Consider the following 19627-nt stretch of genomic DNA (forward strand, 5'->3'; position numbering starts at 1 on the left):
GAGTTTCATATGACAGATCAAAAACTGAAAGAATTAGCAAGTAATTTAATGTTAGAACCAACTGAAGAAATATTAATTATGGCTAGAAATTTACTAGCATCAATTGATAAAGAATTAAAAGATTTGGACGAATATAATTTAGATGATATAAAACCTCTTTCTCACATTAATGAAAAACCAGTATCTTTTTTAAATTTGAGAGGTGATGAAGTTAATCATGAAACAAAAATATCACGTGAAGAATTGCTAAATAACGCTTCAACAACAGCAAACAATTTAGTTACTATGAAGAAGGTAATTGATGAAAAATAATAAAATTGAAGTAGTTATTAAAAAACTACAGCAAGATAACAACAATGCTGTTTCGCATATCTTTAAAGAAGCAAAATTAAAAACAAATGGTTTATTAGCGAATACTCTTTTTACAACCAAAGACAATTATGCAGACAAAAATATAGTTTGCAAAGCTTCAAGCAAATTTTTAGAAAATTTTAGACCTAATTATAAATCTACAGTAATTAGGTTATTAGAAGAAGCCGGTTCAACCTGTGTTGCTCGTGTTAACCTTGATGAATTAGCTTTAGGTGGTTCAGGTGAATATTCAGCTTATGGTTTAATCAAGAATCCTTTAAATAATTCTTATCTAGTAGGTGGTTCTTCTTCGGGTTCAGCAGCCACTTTATATGATGATTTAGATTTTGCCATTGGTTCAGATACGGGCGATTCTGTCAGAAAACCAGCTTCAAATATTGGAAAAATAGGCTTTAAACCTTCGTATGGAGCCATAAGTAGATATGGCTTATTTGCTTTTGCTACTTCGCTTGACACAGTTGCTTATTTTGGTCACACCATTCAAGATATTATTAAAATTTCATCTATTTTATATAAACCAGATTTCCAAAAAGATATGACTTCTATTGACTTAAGTTTTAATTTATCAGACATCAAAGAAAATAAACCCAAAAAAGTTGCTTATTTAGATTGTTTTGATAAACTAAATCCTTCTATTGCAAAATCATATAAAAATCTTTTGGATAAATTAAAAAAAGAAGGTGTACAGTTAATTAAAATAGATGAAGATTTAAAAATGTTACATGCTATTGATGTTGTTTACAAGGTTATTGCCTTTTCAGAAGCTTCATCAAATTTAGCTAATTTAACAGGAGTTCATTTTGGTAGTCGAATTGAAGGCAAAAACTGAAGTGATTCATATATAAAATCTAGATCTAATAATTTAGGTAAAATGGTGCAATCTAGATTAATACTTGGCTCATATTTTTTAGAACAAGATAATCAAATAAAATATTTTGTTAAAGCTAAAAAAATGCGCCGTGTGCTAAGTGGTTATTTTAGTAATATTCATAACATGGCTGATGTTTTTATATATCCAGCTTCAAATGATATTGCTCCTAGAATTAATGAAAAACCTAAATACAAATCATATTTAGATTATATTCTAACTTATGCTAATCTTGTTGGCAATCCTTCTTTGACAATGAAATTAGGTGTTGATGAAAAAACCCATATGCCTTTTAATATTGCTATAGACACTAAAATTAATACTGATACTAAACTGTTTAGTCATGCTTTATATTTAGAAAAATTATTAGGAGAAAATAATGAATAAGTGACAACTAGTAATTGGTATTGAAATACATCTAGAACTAAACACAAAAACTAAGATGTTTTCAGCTGCACCAAATTTATATACTAATGAAGCAAATATTAATGTCTCGCACATTGATTTAGCTTATCCTGGTAGTTTACCGCTAGTTAATAAAGAAGCCATTATTAAAGCAATCAAATTAGCTAAAGCCCTAAATATGGAAATTGATCAAAAAATAAGATTTGATCGTAAGAATTATTTTTATCCTGATTTAACCAAAGGCTATCAAATAACACAACAATTTAACCCTATTGGCAAAAACGGAATTATTAATATTAAAGTTGATGATACTTGAAAACAAATAGCAATTGAACGTATTCATTTAGAAGAAGATACTGCTAAATCAATGCATGAAGGCAATTTAACTTATTTAAATTACAATCGTGCAGGAGTACCATTAATTGAAATAGTTTCAAAACCAGTAATGCATTCTGCTAAAGAAGCATCTGCTTATGTTGAAGCCATAAGACAAACAGCACTTGCTTTAAATATTTCGGATGCCAAAATGAATGAAGGTAGCTTAAGAGTTGATTTAAATATTTCTTTAAAACAAGCAGCTGATACTAAACTAGGTACAAAAGTGGAAATAAAAAACTTAAATTCTGTATCGAATGTTGAAAAAGCTATCAATTATGAGTTCCAAGAACAAATTAAGATTCTTGAAAATAATCAAAGTGTTCAACAACAAACAAAAAGATTTGATGAAGCTAGTGAAAAAACAGTTGTTATGCGTTCAAAATCTGATTCTATTGATTATAAATACTTTCCTGATCCAAACATCCCTTATATTGATTTGCCTAAAGAAATTATCGATTCAATTGAAATTGAAGAATTACCTTTTGAAAGGGAAAAAAGATACATCTCATTAGGACTTAATCAAGTGCAAATATCGCAACTAATAAATAATGTTGCATATGCCAATTTTGTTGATAGCATAAGTACCAGTGATTTCAAAAAAAACGTTAATATCTTTTTTTCAGAATTTGTTTCTTTTTTAAATTCAGAACAATTAGATTTAAATCAATTGAATTTAAATCAAGAAGATAAAAACAACTTTTTCCAATGAATATTAGATGGAAAAATAAATAAAAAAGATATAAAGTTAGTTCTTAAAAAACACATTGAAAACCCTAAACAGACTTTAAAATCAATAATAGAAATTAATAATTTATTCATTAAAACTACAAATCTATCATTAGATAGTATAATTCAAGAAATTTTTAATGAAAACCCTAACCTAAAGGATGAATTTAAAAATAATCCCAATAGAGCATCTAAATTTACGACAGGACAAGTTATGAAAAAAACGATGGGAAAAGCAAATATAAATGAATTAAATCAAAAAATGAAGGAGTTATATGAGGCGTAAAAAGAAAGACACCTTACAAACAGGTTGAGGTAGTAGCAATGATGATAATGATCAAAATAAGAAAGAAAATTATCATTCATTATCTTCTAAACAGATAGTTAAAAATAAAAATAAACAAAACATTTTTGAAAAGGTACTTAAATGAATAATTTATGGTATTTTGTTTATTGCGATACCTAATTATTTAAAAGGTTCTAAAACAAAAGGTAAGGAAATTGTTAATTCAGCATATTCAAAAATAAATTCAAATGAGTTTGCTTTTGTTCCTGCTGGTTATGCAATGTATTTGTTTTTATCATTTATACCAACTCTTGGTTTAGTTGTCGGAATAGCTGGTGCTATTAATCCTGAACTAGAAGTTATTATAAAAGTTGTAATTCTAGGACAACTAATACCTGGTATTAAAGAAGTTATACCAACTTTTTCTAGTGTTTGAACAAGTGCCGGAGGAGTAACAGCATTTATTTTGTTAACTCTATCTATTTTATGATTAGGCTCAAAAGGATATGCAAAATTCATTTTTTCATTTGATGCTCTATATGAACATAAATCACCTAATTTAATTTGAAAAACAAGAATAAAAGGTTTTGTAACTAGTGTATTTATTACTTGTGTTTTAACAGTTTTATTACTTTCTACTTCTTCATTTTTAAACTTCATTTTAGATAAAGGCTTTGGTCAACAAGCTATTACAGGAGCTAAAGAGATAGAATTAAGTGACTTACGTTGAGAATTTCAATTAATTTTTTGATTACCTACTGTAATTTTCTTACCATTTATTACTTATGTAGCTTTTCTATTATTTTTTAAATTTGAACCAAACTTCAAATTAAAATTTGCTCATGTAAATCCCGGTTCATTAATTGCTGCTATTCCAACTTCATTTTATATTTTAATTTTTGGATCATTAACATCATTAATTGATTATAAAAAGTTTGGAGTTGTAGCTTCATTTATGTACATAATTTTGTTATTAAGTGTTATGGCATATTTTATATATAGTGGAGTAATTGTTAATTCAAGTTTTTATAAAACTTTCATTAACTTACCAACAATTGAAAAAACAAGCATTTTTAGACGTAACAGAAAAATATAGTTTAAGTTTATTTAATAACAATTTTTATAGTTAAACATATAATATATATGTTATAAAGGAGAAAAATGGACTCGAAAATGCCCGGAGGTCTAACACATTATTTACATTGGCTTAGATCTCAAACTAATATATCATATCGAAAATGAAACCCAAAAAGAATAGCTTTTGTGGGTGTTTTGATTGCTATATCAGTTGTCTTCTTTTTAATCTCAGTTAGAATTTTACCCATCAGTGCGCTGCCAGCATTTAAGTTTAGTTTCATTGGTTTACCAATTAAAATAACTGGGTTTATTTTTGGACCAGTTGTAGGTTTTATAACTGGAATTTTGGCTGATTTTATTTCATTTGCTTTAGTGCCAACTTACTATAACTTTCTTTATACATTGGCAGTTGCTGTTGCTGGTTTTATTCCCGGAATAGCAGCATATTATTTCTTTAATATGAACGAGTTATTTTTCTCTAAGAATTATCGTATTTTTAAATACAAACAAAGAGTTGAATTCTTTAAGATTCAATTTGCCGAAGCTTTAGCAAAAGGCAATTCACAAGATTTACAATACTTTTCTGAAAAAATTGCTTTTTATGAAGTAAAAATAATTGTTTTAGAAACGAAGAAAAAACCTACGGCAATGGTTAACTTTTCATTTATTTCCACTGTTGTTTTATTAGCTATACAAATATTCATTATAATTGCCATATTTTCAAAATTAGATAGTTCAATTTTTGAACATAACCGTTTTATAAAAAACCGTAATTTTTATTTAATATTAACAACTTCTGGATTTATTGGAATGGTTGTTTTTGTTGTTGTATATAGATTATTATTACGTAAAAAATATCAAACCTTTATTGAGGTTATGGCAATAATAAGTTTTTGTGCTGTTTTGGAATTAGTTAATACTGTATTATTAGCCTGAGCAGATACGTCTACGCTTAAAACAGATTTTTGAGTTAACTTTACAGCTCAAACATTAACTAGTCCTATTAAAATATTTTTTAACTTAGCTATTATTTTAGCTACTTATAAAGTTGTATCTTCTTTGGTTAGATCAAAAGAAGGCGACAGGTTCTAATGAAAGACAAAAAAATAACTGCACTTAGACTTATTAATTTAAAGAAAATTATTCGCCAAAATGATGGTGGTTTTTTTCATTATAAGCCCCTAATTCATGAAACAAATTTATCATTAAATAAAAGTTCAATTTTAGGAATCTTAGGTGGAAATCAAAGTGAAACCACCGCCATGCTTTTTAAACTCTTAATTGATAATAAAATAAATCCTTATAGATATCAAGGGTATATTGAATATAAACTTGAAGACCAAGAAGAGTTTAGTTCAATTGCTAATGATATTGAATATCGAAAAAATATATCATATGGCTTTAATGATGAAAGTTTATTTAAAGCAAAAACAAAAGAAACAGTATTTTCATATTTAGAAAAATATATAAGAGGCAATGAAGTTATTGCTTCTTTAACTAATATTTTTAACAACAACTGAACGAATATTTATCAAGATTCTAGATTTCATCTAGGACTTAATTATTTCAAAATAAATTTAAATTTACAGCAAGATATTAGACCATTAATTCAAAATTTAAAAAATAAATTAGATGAAATTTATATCAAAAATATTAGAAGTTTCAAATTAGATGAAAAACTTCAGGCAATTCAAGAAATTAACACTTTAATTAGAAAAATCATTGAAAAAATTCAATATAATGAAAAAGAATTTTTTATTTTTTTAGAAAAGACAATTGAAAATTACAATAGTGGCAAATCTTTATTGCAATATAAAGAATACAAGCAAGCCAAAAAAGTATATTTGGAAGTATTTAGTCGTAAAAACCAAATTAAATCAAGAGCAAACACTAATTCGCTTTTTAACCGTATAAAAAGAGCTTTTCAAAAAGCTAAAATTAAGTTTTCTAAAAAAATAGAAATTAAAAAATATTATTTGAAACTGCAAAAGAACTTCGAGCAAGAAATCAAGTTTACTAGATATGAATTATCTAAACATTTACGAAATGAAGCATTCTTACATCATTTTTTACGTTATTATCTTGCAAAAATCTATTACAAGTTTATTAAAAAATACCACTCACAAATTGTATCCTTAGATAAAACTGCTTTTATAAATTTTGTTCAAGATATGAACAACCTAAAGGATTCAATGATTTTTGAGATTCAAAGCTCAGTTGATTCTAATAAATCAAATGCAAACATAAAAAGAAGAGTAAAAGTACTTGAAAATTCAATGTTTTCTAAAAATTCAAAGATTTATCTAGATCGTTTCAAGTATTTTAAAGAAGATGAAGATAAAAAAATAACCAAAGAAGTTTTATTAAAAGATATTAATTTAAATAATACCACAGATAATTTAATCGATGTATCGCAACTAAAGCAATATGAATATGATTATTTAGAAAAACAAGCTGAGTATCGTTGAAATATTGATACAGAGGGTAAAAAAGTAAAATCTGAAGCTAAAAAATACTTTCATGAATCTTCCCCAATCTTTTGAGAAAACAAAGGTAATTTAAAATATATCAAGCAAAGAATTTTAAGACTCTTAAAAGATATCTTTTATAATGATCCTTCTCAATTTAAGGAATTAAAAGAACTTAATTCTTCATTAATGAAACCTTTTACAAAGGCAGTATATGATTTAGATGAACTAAATAGATTATTGTTTAATTTATTTAACCAATATTTTGAATTCAAAGAATTTATTGAAAATTCAAATAATAAAAAAGCAGACCTGTTTTTTGAATTGGTTTTAAAATCAAGTATTTATAAAATATTAACCAACTCTGATATTTCTTTAGATAAACTTACCATGAATTTATCTTATTTAACAGAAGAAGAAAAGGTAAGATTAGAGTTTCAAAAAATGCTAATAAATAAGCCTAGTTTAGTAATTTTAGGACCTAACATAAATAGACTTAAAAAAGAGCTTCAATTTGACATCATAAATCAACTAAATTCATACATTTTAGATAATCAAGGATTAGCTATTTATTTCCTTGAAGATATTTCAATTGCCAAAAAATTTACAAGTGATATATATATTATTAATGACACCAGAGTTATTGAACAAGGTAAAACCAAAAAAGTTCTAGACAATCCAATTAATCCATTATTAAAATTAATGTTAAATGAAATTAAACCTAATGACAGCATTTATTTGGATTATATTAAAAATTTAAAAAACTTGAGAAATATATCTTGTTATGAAATTGATGATGACCATTTTGTTTGATGCAAGTGAGACGAATTATTTAAATGACTAACAGTCGACCAAATTCAAAATGAACAACTAAAGAAACTATTTAAAGTCGAATCAACTGTAAAAGTTAAAAATAAAGAATCACTTGATCAAAGTAATTTTAATGATATCGGACTTATTGATTATAGTGATATGGCTAAAAATAATAGAAAGGATAGGACAATGGATAAAACTTTCAATCATATTATTGTAGAAGAAGGAAGAAACCAAAAATGAATAGACATGAAAGCATTCATTAATCATGATTTATCCAAAGAACCTTTTACAATTATTTTACCACCACCAAATGTAACTGGCAAATTGCATATAGGACATGCTTTGGACACTTATATTGCTGATACTATTATTAGATACAAAAAACTAAAAGGGTATGACGTTATGTGAGTTCCTGGCAAAGATCATGCAGGAATAGCAACCCAAGCTGTTGTTGAAAAACACTTAGCAACTCAGGGAATGGATAAATATAAATTAGGACGAGACAAGTTCATTAAAGAAATTTGAAAATGAAAACAAGTTTATTCTGAAAATATTAATAAACAATGAGCAAAGCTTGGTCTAGCTTTAGATTATAGTGCTGAAAGATTTACTTTTGATGATGAAGCTAATGAAGCGGTTATGAAAGCATTTATTGATTTATATAATGAAGGATTGATATATCGTGATACTAAACCAATAAGTTGAGATACTAAGCTAAAAACTGCGTTATCTAATATTGAAGTTATACCAACTGAAGTAAAACAAAAAATGTATTATATTAAATATCCAATTAAAGATTCTAGCCAATATTTAATTGTTGCCACCACAAGACCTGAAACAATGTTTTCAGATGTTGCTTTAGCGCTTAATCCCCTGGATCCAAGATTTAGTATTTTAAAAGAATCATTAATAGTACATCCATTAACAAAAAGAGAAATTCCTATTGTTTCAGATGACAAAATAGATTTAAAATTTGGAACAGGAATTATGAAAGTTTCAGCTCATGCTACTGATGATATTGATATTATCAAAAAATATAATCTATTAATTAATGAATGTATTGATGACGAAGGTAAAATGAATTCATTAGCAGGTGCTTTAGAAGGTGTAGACCGTTTTGAAGCAAGAGAGCTAGTTGTTGAGTTGTTAGAAAAAAATGGTTATATTTCTAAAACTGAAAACATTGTTTCTAATGTGGGTTATAGTGAAAGATCTAAAGAACCAATCGAAATACTTGTTAAAAAACAATGATTTGTTAGAATGCAAGGATTATCAGAAGACTTACTAAGACATTTAAGTAGCACAAATGGTATTAAAATTAGACCTAAAAGATTTGAGGATAATCTAGTTAAATGAATGGAAAATATTCATGATTGAACTATAAGTAGACAAATTTGATGAGGGCATAGAATTCCGGCTTGATATAAAGATGACCAAGTTTTAGTTCAAAAAAACAGCCCTGGCGAAGGCTGAGAACAAGAAACTGATGTTTTGGATACTTGATTTAGCTCTGGACTAGCCCCATTTATGTTTTTAGGTTGACCTCAAAATAGTGCTAGAATTAAAAGATATTATCCAACTAATTTATTAGTTACAGCTTATGATATTCTTTTCTTTTGAGTATCAAGAATGTATTTCCAAGGCCTACATTTTATGCATGAAAAACCATTTGAAGAACTACTATTACATGGAATTGTAAGAGATTCAAAAGGTAAAAAAATGTCTAAATCATTAGGTAATGGAATTGATCCGATTGAAGTAATAGGAGAATATGGTTCAGATGTACTAAAAATGGCCTTAGTATTCAATACTAGCCCAGGTCAGGATTTAAATTTTGGTCAAGAAAAAATTAAGGCATCAAGACTATTTTTAAATAAGTTTTGAAATATTGCAAGATTGATATCTCCATTACCAGTAAATCTAGCTGAAAAAATAGATTTTAGTCTTTTAGATGAATATGATAAATGAATCTTAGATGAATTTAATTTCATGACAACCAACATTGATTTAGCAATGAAAAATTATGAATTTAGCATTGTATATAAACATATATATGATTTTATAATCAATAAATTTTCATCTTGATATTTAGAGTTTTTAAAATTCAAGAAAAATGATTACTTTATTCATTATTTATTTAGAGATATTTTAATTGTCTTGCACCCTTATATGCCTTTTTTAACTGATTATTTATTTGAAACTATATATAATGAAGAAATATTAGAAACCGATTTAAATAAATACTCTATTGAAGAAGAATATAAAACCAATACAATTGATAATTTAATAGAATTGATTACGTTGTTAAGAAAATACCGTGAAGAAAAACAAATTTCTAAATCAAATATTCTAGAATATTCAATTAAAGATATAAAACTAAGTGAATCACAACACACAATTGTTTCAAAATTAGCTAATTTTATTTGAAAAGAAAATGAAGATTTTTCAATTAAATCATCTTTTGGTGAAATATTTATTTGTCAAAGAAAAGAAGATAGAGAATCAGAGATTTTGGAGCTTAAAAAATTAATCGCTAATACGATGAAAGAAATTGAATTTAACGAAAAATATATTAATAATCCAGATTTCATAGCTAAAGCTAAACCAGAAATGATTAGTCAAAAACAAGCAAAATTAGAGCAGCATAAAAAGAACTTAGAGTTTTATAAAAAACAATTAGAGCAAAAAAATAAATAATAATTTAAGCAGCCATTTCATTGAATTGGCTTGCTTTTTAAACTTTATTCTATTGCCAGTTAACAATTTATTTATAATTAATACAGTATGAAAAAAAATGACAAAAACAAAATAATGCAAGAACAAAAAGTAATTCGACGGGCTAAAGTAAAACAATCTTTATTACGCTTTGGTTCAATGTATCGAATTAAAAATACAAATATTCAAATACTTCTAACTATTTTAATCGGTTTATTATTTGGAACTACTCAATATTTCTTTATTCAAATAACTGGATTATATGAAATGGGCATAGCAGCAATATGTCAAGCCATAGCTAGATTTACTAATTATTTTTTAGTTGTTGGTAGTGTTGCTAGTGCTAATATTGTTTATAATTTGATATTTTGATTGCTCAATTTATTTGCTAATATACCTCTTTTTGTTTTATCATATAAAAAAATTTCTAAGAAATTTGCAATCTTAACAATCATATTTATGGTGGCAGTTTCAATTTCAGGATTAATAGTAAGTAATATTCCTGGAACTTCACAGTTAATGATCTTTGGTGGTAATAATGCAGATACACTACCAATAGGCAAAGCTATTCACAATTCAGGATTTGTATCAGAACATGGACTTTTAACATGACTAAACATTAAACCAAGTGGATATGCGATATTCTTTTATGCATTAGTTTGAGGCGCTTTGCAAGGCATATTTACTTGATTGTTATTAATAATTGATGGATGTTCTGGTGGATTTGATATGTTAAGTGTATACCTATCACACAAGAAATACAAAGATGTTGGTGGAATACTTATGATGCTACACTTAGTTTCATTTTTAATAGCTAACTTCTTTGGTAGTTATATGCCCTTTGCTTTACAAGAAAAAAATTGAAATTTACAAAATTACTTTTCTCCTTCATTTGTAGCTGGCTTATTTATGGTTCTATTTAACGGTTGATTATTATCAATTCTATTTCCTAAGTTCAAAATGGTTAAAGTAGAAGTTATAAGTTCAAAATTAGAATTGATTTTAGAAAATATAAATAGTCTAACAACACATAAATTTCAAACAAGTATTCATAATTTCATCGGTGGCTATTCCAAAGCGGAACAAAAATCTCTAGTAGTGGTTTGTATGTTCCTTGATGCTGCAATTTTAAATGATATTATCACTAAACACGACCCCAATGCTCTGGTTGTTGTAACAGAGCTTAAAAAAGTAGATGGTTATATATTTGTAACTCATTAAAAAACAGATTAATTTTAAATTAAGTTAAAAAAAGTTAACACATGATGATTGCTGTTAACTTTTTATATCTCAGTTTTTTAGTTCTTTATTAATGTAATTTTTTAATTAGAAAAGCAATTTTTTGTTTTATGCTATTTAATTGATATTTATCTAGTAATTCAATTGCTTCTTCACTAAGGTTTAAATTATAAATAGAAGTTGAATCTAATGATAAATTAGGTATATCAAAATTGGTTACTAATCTTGCTATTTTCTGGTCTCTAAAAGCAAGATCCTTATATTCTTCAAATTTTTGGGCAATATTAGGTTTAAGCTTATCTAGATTGGCATAAATATTCTCTAATGTTTTATATTCATATAATAATTTGGCAGCAGATTTAGGACCTATTCCTTTAATACCAAAGAAATTATCACTACTATCACCGACAATTGCCTTATAATCAACAACCTGTCAAGGTTCAAATTCATATATGTCTGAAAAATTGTATGCATTAAGAATAATAATATTATTTTTATATTTTTTAATTATGCTTGTATTTTTATCTATTAGTTGATTTAAGTCTTGGTCAGCTGAAAAAATCAATTTATAGTTATCTGGATACTGACTACAAACTTTAGCAACTATATCATCAGCTTCAAAACCTTCAATTTCATAATGAAAAATATTAATTAATGCCAATAATTCTTTAATTATCTTAACTTGATCATAAAACTCTTGTGGAGTTTTAGCTCTACCATCTTTATATTGTTCATAGATTTGGTGCCTAAAGGTTTTACCTTTGGCATCAAACGCTACTAAAACATTAGTAGTTCTATGTTCCATTATTAGGGTAAACAAAGTCTTAAAAAAAACTAAAATTGTTCCAGTAGAAAAACCTTCATCATTGCTAAGTGCTACAGAACTATTATTTATTGCAAAAAAAGATCGATAGGCTAAATATGTGCCGTCCACTATTAGTATTCTTTCTTTCATTATTTAAGCACCTTTCAATCTTTTAAATTAATTATGTTGTCATCTCGTTTAACGAATTTAATCTTAACTATCTTATCTTTTAAAATAGATAAATCCATATCTTTCAAATATGAAAAGGCAACTACTTGATAACTAGAGTCTTGAAAATCAAGCTTTTGATAACTTCTATTCCTTTTATCTGTTCCAAAATTATAGTTTATACATTTAACTACCATAATGTATTCATTATTTAATCTAGCATCAATTAATCTTAAACCATCTATTTCATATTTTGAAGTAGGATAATAATTATATGATTGGCCCAGTATATCAATTTCTTGTTGTTGAAGTAATTCTTCATCATCTTCATAAATGTTTTCTGGTTCAAAATTAATAATTTTATTCATAATTTGGCTGGCATTAATTTGAATATTTTGTTTAATAAAAATAGTTGAATCAGACTTAGGATCAATTTCTGAAAGCATTGTTTTTTGACTTAAATTAAAATCTCTAAAAGCGCCAGATTTAATTAAGAGTTCTAATGTGGCTTTTCCAAGTGATTTAATTTGTGATAAACAGAATATACAATGTAAGAAATTCTTATATGTTCCATTGGCTTGTCTATTTTGTTCAATTAATTTTATTATTTCTGGCCCTATACCTTTAATTAAACTTAAAGGTAAAACAATTTTATTATCATGAATTGCTGCATTTGCACAAGATAGATTAATATTAGGACTAATTATGCCAATGTGCATTTTTTTAGCTTCATTTACATATTTAGAAATAGTTGTTTGAGCACCATTTGCAGAACTAATACATGAAGTAAAAAATTCAAGTGGATAGTTAGCTTTCAAATAAGCCATTTTAAATGTAAGCATAGCATAAGCTATAGCATGTGATTTATTAAAGCCATAATCAGCAAATTTAGAAATGTTTTTAAAAATTTCTTTAGCTGTTTTTAAATCATATTTATTTTGAATAGCCTTAGATATAAATTGCTCTTCAATAGCTTCCATTTCACTGGACTTTTTCTTTGAAATAATTCTTCGCAACAGATCTGCTTCTTCGAAACTCATGTTAGCTACTTTTTGAACAATTTCCATGATTTGTTCTTGATATACAATTATTCCATAAGTAGGTGCCACTATTTTGTCATATTCTTTTGAAACTAATGGCACAGGTTCTATTTTTTGCTTACGATCTGAAAATGTTTTTAAATGAGAAATAGGTCCAGGACGGTTAATGGAAATAATTGTTGCAATATCTTCAAAAGAATCAACCTTAATTTTTTTAAGTGCCTTAATCATGATTGGGCTTTCTACTTGAAAAATTCCAGCAGTATTGCCATTAGATAATAATTCAAAAGTTTTTTGGTCATTACAATCAATTTGCTCTCAATTAATTTTTAAACTATATTTATTTTCAATATTGCTTTCAATTTCCTTAATGGTGGTTAGAGTTTTAAGGCCTAAAATATCCATTTTAATTAATCCATAATTTTCCAAAAATTCCATACTAACTTGGGTTTGTTGAATATTATCATCAGTCTTATAAGTGGGAACCGATTTAATTATTTTTTCTGAACTAATAACAATTCCAGCAGCATGTGTTCCACTTTGGCGATAAAAACCAGATATTTTTGATGTTTCTTCTACAATTTTATCTTTGAAAGTAGAATCATCCGGTTTTAGCTGAGCTAATTCTTTTACTAAACTAATATTTTTAATCAATTCTTCTTGAAGTGAAATATCATTTTGAGAAATCAGTTTAGAAATTTTATTAATTTTATTTGGTTCTATTTCATATGCTCTTAGTACATCACGAATTGCTGATTTTTTACCTAATGTTGAAAATGTCACGATGTTAGCAACCTTATCATAACCATACTTATCAACAAGATATTTAATTATCAGATCTCTTTTATCATCTTGGACATCGACATCAATATCTGGCATGTTGATTCGTTTTGGATTTAAAAATCTTTCAAAAATAAGATTATATTTAATGGGATCTATTTCAGTAATACCCAATAAATAACTAACTAATGATCCGGCAGCAGAACCTCTTCCAGGACCTATTGATATATTATTATTTTTAGCTCAACTAATTCAGTCTTGCATAATTAAAAAATAATCTTCAAATTTTAAGTTTGTTATTATTGAATATTCATGTACTAATCTTTTTTGATAAATCTCATTTCATTTTACCGGACCTAAACTTTTGATTTTTTGAGATATAAGTTTTTTTAGATAGTCTTTTGAGCTAAGACCCTCAGGATTTGAGAATTTAGCCAAACTATAATTTTTATATTCAATTGGAAAATATAATGATTTTACAAGCTCATTAGTCTTATTTATTAAACTTATTATTGATATATCATTTGAATCTAAATTAAAATTCAAAGATTCTTCAATAATAATTTTTTGATCTTGAGAGTTCATTTTTTTTAATAATTGTAAAATTGAATAATCTCCATAGTTTAAAGCATTAAATTTATTAAAAATAACGAAATTGAAAGCACTTAATTGGTTTTTGTATTCTCCAAGTTCACTTGAAGATAAACCAATAAAATAATTAGGTTTATTAATATATTTTCCAGTTTGCTTAAAATAACTATTATGCGGGTGTTCAATAAAAATAATATCTGGGTATTCTTGGATACATTTTTGTATATCTAATTGTTCATTTGATAATAACTTATATGAAATAACTTTTAATTCTTCAAAAGCTTTTTGATTTTTAGCAAATAAATTGTAATCAAAAACTAAATTATCTATTTTAGTGCTTATTTCTAGCCCAAAAACAGGTTTTATACCCACTTCTTGGCATTTTTTATTAGCTTCAGCTAAACTAAAAAAGTTATTTTTTTCACTAAAAATAAGGTATTCTGCTTTATCTTCAACAGCTTTTTTTATTGCATTATCTACGGTAATTGTGCTTTCTAAAAAAGAAAAAGTTGTATTTAAATGTAGGTTAAATAATTTCATATTTTAATTATAAATAAATAATAATTTAATATATTAATAACACAAAAAACTCCGCTTTTTTGGTGTGGAATTTTGTTTTCTAAATTAAGCGTTTTTTAGTCAAATATCAGTTTATATCTTAATCTTTGTTGAATATTTTAAAAAATCGTTTTTTTGTTAACAAAACGGCCTGAAAAAACTAAAAATATTGACAATTTTATGTAGAAAACTCGATTTTTTTTATAAAAAATTCTAAATCTAAATTGTAAATGCACTTTTGATTTGTTAACAAAATTGACAAAACTTTTTAATTTTCTAAAAAATATAAAAAATGAGACTTTCTATTGGTTTAGTCTCATACAATTATGTTTAGCAAATTTAAAAAACCAGAGGAGGCTAAGATGAATCAAATTAAATTTTTTGTTGATAGTTTTGAAGATATCACATCTAAAGATTTAGTTAATATTAGAACATTTTATTCTCCTATTATTGGTTTAGATGGTATTAGCCTTTATCACCATTTTTATGATCTATATAATTTAAATAGAACCAAAAAATATGATTTAACAGAAACTTCAGAATTTTTGGTTTTAGATTTAAATAATTTAATAAATGCTCGTCATAAATTAGAAGCAATAGGCTTACTAAAAACTTTTCAAGATTTGGAAGGTAATTTATTAATTAAACTAAATAAACCATTAAATGCTAATGAGATAGCTAAAAATGAATTAGTTTCAGAATTGTTAATTTCTAAATTGGGAGAAAACAAATATTTGAATCTTATTAAAAATAATGCAGCATACTTTCATGATGCTTCACAAATGAATGATGTATCTAAAAAGTTTTTTGATATGTTTGATAAAAATCAAGTTTTTTTTAAAAATCAAAACTGTTTAGATTTTATGATAAATGACGAATCTCACATGATTAATAATCTAAATTCTGCTGAATATATTCATTTTTTAACTAAAAAAGAATTAAGTCCAAGTCAATTGCTAATGTTAAAAAGAATTAGAGCTTTGAAATTTGATGATGTAGCAATCAATTATTTTATTCGTTATTCAGTTAATATAAACAATTCAATAGTATGTAGTTATATTGAAAAAATTGCGCTCGATTTTGCTAAAAAAAGAATTTTTGATTCTTCTTTAATCGATAGCGAACTATCAGAAGCTATGCAATTTAAAAATAAAAATAATATAATAACTAAAACAAGCCAAAAAAGAACTTGGGATTTTTCAGATTACAGTGAAGATGGTTTAAGTTGAGACGATTAGAAGGGAGGTAAAGCTATGGCTGATGATATTAAGCAAATGGAATTTGGTGAATATGAGACTTTAAAAGATAGTGTAGATAAACTAACCGAAGAAGTTTTATCAAAAGATTTTATTAAACAAGAAATTGAGAGACTAAGCTTAAGCGAGGAACAAATTAAAAAAGGAATGATTGTTTTACAAAGGTATCATGACTATCTTGAAAAACATCAAAAAAAACCACAATACGAGCTTATTGTTGATAAGTATGGACTTTTAGCTGAAAAATATGATTCAGATTCTGATTTTGTTAAATTCCAAAAAATAAATAATTTTAAATTAACTAATATTACCCCTCTTGATCATTTAGTAATCAAATACTTTGAAATGGATACTAATCCCAAAGTATTTTCTGCATCCAAAATAATTTTTAAAGATTTTATTGAACATTTAGTGGAAACGGAAGAAAACAACAAAATTAAAAGTATTTTAAATGATTCCATGAAAGAAGGGAGTTTGGTAAATAATTTATGATTCTTTAGTATAGATAATAAAAATGCAGACATGTTTATCAAATATATTGCAATTTACAATGCTATAAAATTTGATAAAACAGTAGCAATAATTAATGCCAATGACCTCCAAAGACATCTAAAAATGTCAAAAGAAGAAAGAAACAATGTATTGTTCAACTTAGCTAAAGTTGATATTTTGAGTATTTATAATGTTTCATTTGGAAAAAAGGAAGAATGATTTTTAGAATTTTTATTAGAAGTATTTGATGCAAGAATAAAAAACCAAAAACCTGTTTTAATTTCTTCTACTAAAGAAATAACCAGTATTAAAAATGAAATATTAATAAAGTATTATTACAATAATAGTAAAATTAATGATATTGAAAGAACTTTTAAAGGTTTTATCAGAAATGAATTCTTAAAAATTGTCATAAATAATTAAAAAAACACCTAATTTAGCAATAAATTGTCAAAACAATAATTTAATGTATTATAATATAGACTATATTCCAAAAATATATTAACATGCTACCCACAAGCATGTTTATTTTTTAAAGACCCAATTTTAAGTTTCTATAAAAGAAAATATTTTAATAATTAAGATAGTATGAGTCCCTTCAATCAGAAAGCCATTTAAATGTTTTTTCTAGTAATTTATCCTAAAAAATCAGCTATAAAATACAAACAATAATTAGCCATAAACAATATTTAGTTTTAATAGTAATTTTGTTGGAAATAAAACAAAATATCGTATAATTTACATGCGATTACAAATATCTGTTGCCACCATAGCCAAACGTTTAAGGCATAGGTCTGCAACACCTTGATTACCGGTTAGAATCCGGTTGGTGGCTCCATTTTATATGCGCCCGTAGCTCAATTGGACAGAGTGTTTGGTTACGGCCCAAAAGGTTGCGGGTTCGACTCCTGCCGGGCGCGCCATATCGTAATAATCGTTAATTAGCCTCTTATTAATTTAAGAGGTTTTTTTGTTGTTTAAAAAAAGGCTGCAAACCCTGCAAGCCTTATTTTTTTTGAAAAGTATTTAGTTAAGATTATTTTTAGACTTTTAATAGACTTTTTCCAGTCATTTCAGTTGGTTTATCTATTTCAAGATATTCTAGTATCGTCGGAGCTACATCGCAAAGCGAGCCATCTAGCAGTTTTATATTTTTATCACTAGAAATAAACATAACTGGATTTGTTGTATGTTTTGTTGCAGGCATACCATTTTTATCTTCTGTTAATTCAGCATTACCATGATCGGCAGTAATAAATCAAGTTATATCATTTCGATTCTTAATTAATTCTAATATTCTGGCAAATTGAGTGTCTAAAAATTCAATTGCTTTAATTGTAGCTTTTAAATTACCAGTGTGACCAACCATGTCAGGATTTGCATAATTCATAATCACAAAATCGGTTTTGTCTATATTATCAATTAATTGATCAGTGATTTCCTTAGCTGACATGCGAGGATAATCCGCAAAAGAATTCGCTTTAATACTATCAACTAGAATTCGGCTTTCATTTTTATATTCTATATCGTTGCCACCATCCATGAAAAACGTTACATGGGCATATTTTTGAGTTTCTGCCAATCTAAGTTGTTTTAAATTATTTATTTCTAAAACTTTACCAATTGGATTTGTTACTTTCATTTCTTCAAAAGCAACTAGTGAATCTATTCCTTCATATTTCATTAAAGAACAGAAATTACTAATTTTAATCTTGTTTTTAGGCTTATATTCAAATAGTTGTGAATCTAATATTAAATGGCTTAACTGCCTTGCTCTATCTGGTCTAAAGTTAAAAAATATAACATTATCATTCTCTTTTAAAAATAACCCATCTTTGGCCTGTGCCGGAACAAAAAATTCATCATAAATATCTAACGCATACTGTTTATTAATGTATTGGTCAATATTTTCAAAAATATTTTGAGACTTACCTAATATGGCCTCAAGTGCTAATTCATTTCTTTCAAATATTTGGTCTCTATCCATTGCAAAAAATCTACCAGATAAACTTGAAATTTTATAGCCAAAATTTTTAGTCATTTGTTTTAATGTTTCTAGTGAACTAAATATAGATTGTGGCCTAACATCTCTTCCATCTCCAAAAATGTGCACTGACACATTTTTTAAACCTTTTTGATTAGCTAATTTAAGTATTTCAAAAAGATGGTTATCATATGAATGAACTCCCCCATCACTTAATAAACCTAATAGATGCAAAGTTCTATTATTTTTAAGACTGTCATCTATCATAAAGTTTAAAGCTTTATTATTTGCAAAATTATTATTAATAATTTCTTGATTGATAAGAGATAGTCCTGTATAAACAATCCTGCCTGCGCCAATATTTAAATGACCAACTTCTGAATTACCTATTTGATTTTTAGGTAGCCCAACAAATTCGCCAGAAGCTTGAAGCACAGAATTTGAATACTCTTTGAATAGCAAATCAAAAGTAGGATGCTTAGCTTGTGCGTAAGCATTTCCTTGTGATTCATTTCTAAGGCCTAGGCCATCTATTATTGTTAGAATTATTTTTTTATGATTTTTTTTCATTTGACTCCTCAATAATTAAATTTAATTTCTACT

At 26.2% G+C, this 19627-nt stretch carries 12 protein-coding genes and 2 tRNA genes; 11 read left to right on the forward strand and 3 right to left on the reverse strand.

Annotation, left to right across the window (positions count from 1 at the left end; all coding sequences use genetic code 4):
* Positions 1-9: 9 nt before the first annotated feature.
* From JXZ91_RS01365 to JXZ91_RS01395, 7 genes are all read left to right on the forward strand, one after another.
* Complete coding sequence (locus JXZ91_RS01365) at positions 10-312, forward strand: glutamyl-tRNA amidotransferase (RefSeq protein ID WP_205851230.1); 303 nt, start codon at positions 10-12, stop codon at positions 310-312.
* Positions 302-1627, forward strand: a complete 1326-nt coding sequence (locus JXZ91_RS01370) for an amidase family protein (protein WP_205851231.1) — start codon at positions 302-304, stop codon at positions 1625-1627. The genes JXZ91_RS01365 and JXZ91_RS01370 overlap by 11 nt, the downstream gene beginning before the upstream one ends.
* Entirely contained in the window at positions 1620-3035 is a 1416-nt protein-coding gene (gene gatB, locus JXZ91_RS01375; protein WP_241006155.1) for an Asp-tRNA(Asn)/Glu-tRNA(Gln) amidotransferase subunit GatB, read from the forward strand. The genes JXZ91_RS01370 and gatB overlap by 8 nt, the downstream gene beginning before the upstream one ends.
* Positions 3025-4131 (forward strand): YihY/virulence factor BrkB family protein, encoded by a 1107-nt coding sequence (locus JXZ91_RS01380; RefSeq protein WP_205851232.1) that lies wholly within the window; start codon positions 3025-3027, stop codon positions 4129-4131. The genes gatB and JXZ91_RS01380 overlap by 11 nt, the downstream gene beginning before the upstream one ends.
* A gap of 65 nt (positions 4132-4196) precedes the next feature.
* Positions 4197-5204, forward strand: a complete 1008-nt coding sequence (locus tag JXZ91_RS01385) for an ECF transporter S component (RefSeq protein ID WP_205851233.1) — start codon at positions 4197-4199, stop codon at positions 5202-5204.
* Entirely contained in the window at positions 5204-10093 is a 4890-nt protein-coding gene (locus JXZ91_RS03635; protein ID WP_308700626.1) for a valine--tRNA ligase, read from the forward strand. Before JXZ91_RS01385 ends, JXZ91_RS03635 begins: the two co-directional genes overlap by 1 nt.
* A gap of 87 nt (positions 10094-10180) precedes the next feature.
* On the forward strand, positions 10181-11332 hold the full coding sequence (locus JXZ91_RS01395) for a DUF2179 domain-containing protein (RefSeq protein WP_205851234.1): 1152 nt from the start codon (positions 10181-10183) through the stop codon (positions 11330-11332).
* A gap of 88 nt (positions 11333-11420) precedes the next feature.
* Here JXZ91_RS01395 and JXZ91_RS03640 read toward each other — a convergent pair whose 3' ends face one another.
* Positions 11421-12305 carry a 5'-3' exonuclease gene (locus tag JXZ91_RS03640; RefSeq protein ID WP_205851235.1) on the reverse strand — a complete coding sequence of 295 codons (885 nt, stop codon included), beginning with the start codon at positions 12303-12305 and terminating at the stop codon, positions 11421-11423.
* The gene (dnaE, locus tag JXZ91_RS01405) at positions 12305-15274 is read right to left on the reverse strand and encodes a DNA polymerase III subunit alpha (protein WP_205851236.1); all 2970 of its coding nucleotides are present in this window, start codon (positions 15272-15274) and stop codon (positions 12305-12307) included. The genes JXZ91_RS03640 and dnaE overlap by 1 nt, the downstream gene beginning before the upstream one ends.
* A 380-nt stretch (positions 15275-15654) precedes the next feature.
* On the opposite strand from dnaE, the gene JXZ91_RS03645 reads away from it, so the two are divergent.
* From JXZ91_RS03645 to JXZ91_RS01425, 4 genes are all read left to right on the forward strand, one after another.
* On the forward strand, positions 15655-16530 hold the full coding sequence (locus tag JXZ91_RS03645; protein ID WP_205851237.1) for a DnaD domain protein: 876 nt from the start codon (positions 15655-15657) through the stop codon (positions 16528-16530).
* A 15-nt stretch (positions 16531-16545) separates the two neighbouring features.
* On the forward strand, positions 16546-17463 hold the full coding sequence (locus JXZ91_RS01415; RefSeq protein ID WP_205851238.1) for a primosome protein: 918 nt from the start codon (positions 16546-16548) through the stop codon (positions 17461-17463).
* 340 nt (positions 17464-17803) lie between these two features.
* Positions 17804-17878: transfer RNA gene (locus tag JXZ91_RS01420), tRNA-Cys, on the forward strand.
* 8 nt (positions 17879-17886) lie between these two features.
* A tRNA-Arg gene (locus tag JXZ91_RS01425) sits at positions 17887-17963 on the forward strand.
* A 119-nt stretch (positions 17964-18082) separates the two neighbouring features.
* On the opposite strand, the gene gpmI is transcribed toward JXZ91_RS01425, so the two are convergent.
* The gene (gene gpmI, locus JXZ91_RS01430; protein ID WP_205851239.1) at positions 18083-19594 is read right to left on the reverse strand and encodes a 2,3-bisphosphoglycerate-independent phosphoglycerate mutase; all 1512 of its coding nucleotides are present in this window, start codon (positions 19592-19594) and stop codon (positions 18083-18085) included.
* Between the last annotated feature and the right edge of the window lie 33 nt (positions 19595-19627).

It is taken from the genome of Mycoplasma enhydrae, assembly GCF_017116825.1.
Classification (GTDB): Bacteria; Bacillota_I; Bacilli_A; order Mycoplasmatales; family Metamycoplasmataceae; genus Metamycoplasma; species Metamycoplasma enhydrae.